This window comes from Mycobacterium sp. (assembly GCF_049673265.1).
Classification (GTDB): Bacteria; Actinomycetota; Actinomycetes; order Mycobacteriales; family Mycobacteriaceae; genus Mycobacterium.
Genome location: NZ_JBATXN010000077.1, coordinates 1 through 4,799 on the forward strand (window position 1 = coordinate 1; position 4,799 = coordinate 4,799).

5 protein-coding genes and 1 pseudogene are annotated in these 4,799 nt (G+C 68.8%); 4 read left to right on the top strand and 2 right to left on the bottom strand.

The features are described from left to right. Positions 1-289 (bottom strand): PH domain-containing protein (locus WBF82_RS02765; protein ID WP_424381573.1); only part of this gene is annotated, 289 nt, incomplete at its 3' end. An 85-nt stretch (positions 290-374) separates the two neighbouring features. Between WBF82_RS02765 and WBF82_RS02770 the strand changes: the two are divergent. From WBF82_RS02770 to WBF82_RS02785, 4 genes and pseudogenes are all read left to right on the top strand, one after another. Next, positions 375-527 (top strand): annotated as a pseudogene (locus tag WBF82_RS02770) (short-chain dehydrogenase); the annotation flags it as partial. Positions 528-556: 29 nt separating this feature from the next. After that, positions 557-1,255, top strand: coding sequence for a phosphatidylserine decarboxylase (locus WBF82_RS02775; RefSeq protein ID WP_424381574.1), 699 nt, complete (start codon positions 557-559; stop codon positions 1,253-1,255). 60 nt (positions 1,256-1,315) lie between these two features. Beyond that, complete coding sequence (locus tag WBF82_RS02780) at positions 1,316-2,176, top strand: CDP-alcohol phosphatidyltransferase family protein (protein WP_424381577.1); 861 nt, start codon at positions 1,316-1,318, stop codon at positions 2,174-2,176. Continuing rightward, positions 2,173-4,332, top strand: coding sequence for an AAA family ATPase (locus tag WBF82_RS02785; protein WP_424381575.1), 2,160 nt, complete (start codon positions 2,173-2,175; stop codon positions 4,330-4,332). Before WBF82_RS02780 ends, WBF82_RS02785 begins: the two co-directional genes overlap by 4 nt. Before the next feature lie 3 nt (positions 4,333-4,335). On the opposite strand, the gene WBF82_RS02790 is transcribed toward WBF82_RS02785, so the two are convergent. Next, positions 4,336-4,797 (bottom strand): GNAT family N-acetyltransferase, encoded by a 462-nt coding sequence (locus WBF82_RS02790; protein ID WP_424381576.1) that lies wholly within the window; start codon positions 4,795-4,797, stop codon positions 4,336-4,338. Positions 4,798-4,799 lie beyond the last annotated feature (2 nt).

Below are 4,799 nucleotides of genomic sequence, written 5' to 3' on the forward strand. Positions count from 1 at the left end.
CGGTCCGGGTGTACACCGCCTGCGGGCTGATCTCCCACCTGTGCACCCGGTACCGCCACAGCGGCACGACGGCCAGCGAGACGGCCGCGCCCAACACGGTGACGACGGCGACCAAAATGTGCAGCCAGGGCAGCCGCTTATCGATGGCGAACCACACCACCTGGCCTGCCGCCAACACCAGCCACGGGACCACACCGCCGATCGCCCACCGCAGCGGCGCGCGCCGGCTGGGCGGATACGCCGGATCGATCATGCCCGCGACCGGCGGGCTCGGCTCGGGGTTGTCCACGCCTCTGAGAATGCCATCAGGCGGTCCCAGCCGCCGGTGGGTATCGTTTTCGGCGATGACCTCTAAGGGCAAATGGACTACGGCCGAGGGTGGGCAGTATTACGGCCCGGATGGCCTGGGAGAGCAGCGCGGCCACCCGGAGCTGGTGTCCTCCGGCGCGCAGTCCCACGACGAGGACTTGCAGCGACGGCTGTGGAAGGTCTCCGAAGAGCTGACCGGTGTGACGTATCCGGTCTGACACTCGCCGCCGCTCCGTAAGATGACCGCGTGGCACGACGCCCCTCTGACGGCCTGAATGGCCCGCAGCGCCTGGTGGCATTGCTGCGGACGACCGTTCCGCCGGTCCATCCGGCCGGCCTGCCGTTCATCTCCGCCGGGCTGGGAGTGGCCCTGGCGGGGCGCCGGTATCGGTGGTTGCGCCGAGCCGGCCTGCTGGCCGCGGGTGCGTGCGCCGGGTTCTTCCGGCATCCGCCGCGGGTACCGCCCAACCGGCCCGGCGTCGTCGTCGCTCCTGCCGATGGGCTGATCTGCGTCATCGACACTGCCGCCCCGCCTGCCGAACTCGGCTTGGGCAGCGCAGAGCTTCCCCGGGTCAGCATCTTCCTGTCACTGTTGGACGCCCACGTGCAGCGCGCCCCGGTCAGCGGTGAAGTGGTTGCCGTGCAGCACCGACCGGGTCGCTTCGGCTCGGCCGACCTGGCCGCCGCCAGTGACGACAACGAACGCGTCAGCATGCAGATCCGCACCGACGACGGCGCGGACATTGTCGCGGTGCAGATCGCCGGTCTGCTGGCGCGGCGGATCGTCTGCGACGCACACGCCGGGGACAAGCTCTCGATCGGTGACACCTACGGCCTGATCCGATTCGGGTCCCGCCTCGACACCTACCTGCCCGCCGGGGCGGAGCTGTTGGTCAGCGTCGGCCAGCGCGCGGTCGGCGGCGAAACGGTGCTGGCCCAACTGTGATTACCGCGCCGGCGACGATAAACAGAGCAGTGCGATCGGAAAATGGCAGGAGGAGCGGCGCTGATAACTAAGCCTCGCGGCAGGCGAGTGGTCAACCTGCGCATCCTGCCCAGCTCGATGAGCGTGCTGGCCATCTGCGCGGGGCTGACCTCGATCCGCTTCGCGCTGGAGGGTCAACCGCATGTGGCGATAGCGCTGATTGCCGCCGCCGCGATCCTGGACGGACTCGACGGCCGGGTGGCCCGCATCTTGGACGCCGAGTCGCGGATGGGCGAAGAGATCGATTCGCTTGCCGACGCGGTGAACTTCGGCGTCGCCCCCGCGGTGGTGATCTATGTGTCGTTGCTGCCCTCGCTGCCGGCGGGCTGGGTTGTGGTGCTGCTCTACGCGGTGTCAATCGTGTTGCGGCTGGCCAGGTTTAACGCGCTGCTCGACGACGTCAGCCAGCCGGCCTTCGCGCGGGAGTATTTCGTCGGCATACCGGCGCCGGCTGGCGCCATCTCAGCGCTCGGCCCGCTTGCCGCCAAGCTGCAGTTCGGTGCGGGCTGGTGGACGTCGCCGTGGTTCGTCTGCGCGTGGGTGGCGGCCTGCTCGATGCTGGTGGTCAGCCGGATTCCGATGCGCAAGATGCATGCTGTGTCGGTGCCACCGAACCTGGCCGCGCTGCTGCTGGCAGCGCTGACGATCGTCGCGGCGGCGGCGTTCCTGTTCCCCTACATCCTGATCATGGTGCTGATCGCGGCCTACCTGTTCCACATTCCGTTTTCCGTGCATAGCTACCACTGGCTGGCGGCGCATCCCGAGGCGTGGGGCGAGAAACCCAAGCAGCGGCGCGCCACCCGGCGCGCGATCCGCCGCGCGCAGCCTAACCGCCGGTCGATGGCGCGATTGGGCTTGCGCAGGCCGACCGGCCGACCATGACGCCCCCGCAGCTCACGCTGACCGCCCGGCTGAATACCGCTGCCGTCGACTCGCGCCGCGGTGTTGTCCGGTTGCATCCCAACGCCATTGCTGCCCTTGGCATTCGGGAGTGGGACGCGGTATCGCTGACTGGATCGCGGACAACGACGGCGGTGGCCGGCATGGCCGGCTCGCAAACCCCGGTCGGCATCGTTTTGCTGGACGACGTGACGCTGTCCAACGCCGGCCTGAGCGAGGACGCCGCCGTAATCGTCAGCGCTGCAACGGTGTACGGCGCCCGCTCGGTCACGCTGAGCGGCTCGGCGATGACCAGTCGATCGGTTCCCCCGCCCACCCTGCGGCAGGCTCTGCTCGGCAAGGTGCTGACCGTCGGCGATGCGGTCTCGCTGCTGCCACGCGACCTAGGTCCAGGCACCTCGACGTCGGCTGCAGCGAGCGCGTTGGCGTCGGCAGTCGGCATCAGCTGGACCTCGGAGCTGCTGACTGTCACTGGTGCCGATCCCACCGGTCCGGTCAGCGTGCAGCCAAACTCGTTGGTGACGTGGGGAACCGGTGTGACGGACGCAGTACCGCCGTCAGAACCGGCCCCGGCAACGACGTCATCGGTCACGGTCACGGTCAACGACCTGAAGGGCGTCAGCGCGCAGGCGGCGAAATTGACCGAGTGGCTCAAGCTCGCACTCGATGAGCCGCACCTACTGCAAACCCTGGGCGCCGGAACGAATTTGGGCGTTCTGGTGTCGGGTCCAGCCGGTGTGGGCAAGACCACGCTGGTGCGCGCCGTTTGCGCGGGCCGACGGCTGGTGGAGCTCGACGGGCCGGAGGTGGGGGCGTTGACCGCCGATGACCGGCTCAAGCGGGTCGCCTCAACTGTCGCAGATGTCAGCGACCGAGGCGGCGTCCTGATGATCGCCGACATCGATGCGCTGCTGCCTGCCACCGCCGAACCGGTGGCGACGCTGATCCTGGCCGAGCTGCGTAAGGCGGTCGCGGCCACGAACGTCGCGGTGATCGTCACGTCGTCGGTGCCGGAGAACCTCGATCCGCGGCTGCACGCCCCCGACCTGTGCGACCGCGAGCTGGTGCTGAGCCTGCCCGACGCGGCGACACGCACGGCGCTGCTGCAAGGCCTACTGAAGCCGGTACCCACCGAAAATATCAACTTCAGCGAGATTGCCGATCGCACACCGGGTTTCGTCGTCGCCGATCTGGCCGCACTAATGCGAGAGGCGGCATTGCGCGCAGCGGCCAGGGCCAGCTCCGACGGCACGCCGCCGAAGCTCACCCAGGACGACCTGCTCGGCGCGCTTACCGTGATCAGGCCGCTGTCACGCTCAGCGGCCGTCGAAGTCACGCTCGGCTCCATCACGCTCGACGATATCGGCGACATGGCCGCCACCAAGCAGGCATTGACCGAAGCAGTGCTGTGGCCGCTGCAGCATCCCGACACCTTTGCCCGGCTCGGTGTTCAGCCGCCGCGCGGGGTGTTGCTGTACGGACCGCCAGGCTGCGGCAAAACCTATGTGGTGCGTGCACTGGCCAGCACCGGACGGCTTTCGGTGCATGCCGTCAAAGGCTCTGAGCTGATGGACAAATGGGTCGGCTCGTCGGAGAAGGCAGTGCGCGAACTGTTCGCCCGGGCACGAGATTCCGCTCCGTCGCTGGTATTTCTCGACGAGGTCGACGCGTTGACGCCGCGGCGTGGCCAGAGCTTCGACTCCGGCGTCACCGATCGGGTGGTCGCCGCTCTGCTCACCGAGCTCGACGGCATCGAGCCGCTGCGCGACGTCGTGGTGGTCGGCGCCACCAACCGACCCGACCTGATCGACCCGGGGCTGCTGCGCCCCGGCCGGCTGGAGAAGCTGGTGTTCGTCGAACCGCCTGACGCAGCGGCCCGTCTGGACATCTTGCGCACGGCGGGCAAGTCGGTTCCGTTGCGCGACGTCGACCTGGCCGCGCTGGCGGCCGACCTGGACGGCTACAGCGCCGCTGATTGCGTTGCGCTGCTGCGTGAGGCTGCGCTTACCGCGATGCGGCGCTCCGTCGACGCCGCCGAGATCACGGCCGCCGACGTCGCTGCTGCGCGCGAAACCGTCCGGCCCTCATTGGATCCCGCGCAGCTGGCGTCGCTGCGCGGATTCGCCGCGGAACGGTGACGGTTATATGGCGCGGTGGTAGTAGAAGCTGGGCTGGCCTTGTCCCGCCTCGGTGTCTTCATAGCCGTGGCGTTCGTAGAAGCGGTGGGCGTCGGTGTCGGCACCGTCGACCGCGATTTCGACCAGCCGGCCGCCGCGCTGACGGGTGATCGATTCCACCGCGGCTAAGAGCGCCGAACCGATTCCGCGTCCGCGCGCCCCAGGTGCGACATAGAGCTCGTCCACGAGGCCGACGGGGCCGTCGTACCAGACGTTGGGACGCAACGTCAGCAGTGCGACAGCGACAGCGGGATCGCCCGCGAGCAATGCGATGACGTCGGTGCCGGTCAGCAGGCTGCGCAGTCGGGTGGCCAACACCTGCGGTCCCGGCGTCGGCGTATGGAATTCCCGGTTGAACGCGTCCAACAACCGGGCCACGGTCGCGGCATCCGCCGGCGTAGCGACCCGCGGCGAGCAGTGATTCATAT